We start from the raw sequence: 349 nt of genomic DNA, 5'->3' as shown, positions 1-349 counted from the left end.
GATGTCGGCTTCTTCCGGGGAGCGACATACAGGGATGGCACCCCGATAGCGACCGTTGCCGCCGTGCAGGAATTCGGTAACGACCGTGTCCCGGCCCGCTCTTTCATGCGGACGACCATTGCCGAGAAAAGCAGGCAGTGGCCCAGGGCGGCAGCGGCCATTCTGAAAGAGACAGGATGCGACGCCTTTAAGGCTCTCGAAGTCATGGGCGCGGAAGCAGCAGGCGACATGCAGAGCAAGATCGCCGAGATCACGGAACCCGCCCTGTCACCTTCGACAGTCAGGCAGCGCATCAGGAACAGGTCGGAAAATCCGGAAAAGCCCCTGATCGACACACGCACGATGGTAA

General features: G+C 60.7%; 1 pseudogene. It reads left to right on the top strand.

The features are described from left to right. A pseudogene (locus NQF87_RS08750) lies at window positions 1–349 on the top strand (hypothetical protein); the annotation flags it as partial.

This window comes from Bombella dulcis (assembly GCF_026385505.1).
GTDB classification, from domain to species: domain Bacteria; phylum Pseudomonadota; class Alphaproteobacteria; order Acetobacterales; family Acetobacteraceae; genus Bombella; species Bombella dulcis.
The sequence above is the reverse complement of the archived record's forward strand: the minus strand, read 5'-3'. Positions and strand labels throughout refer to the sequence as shown.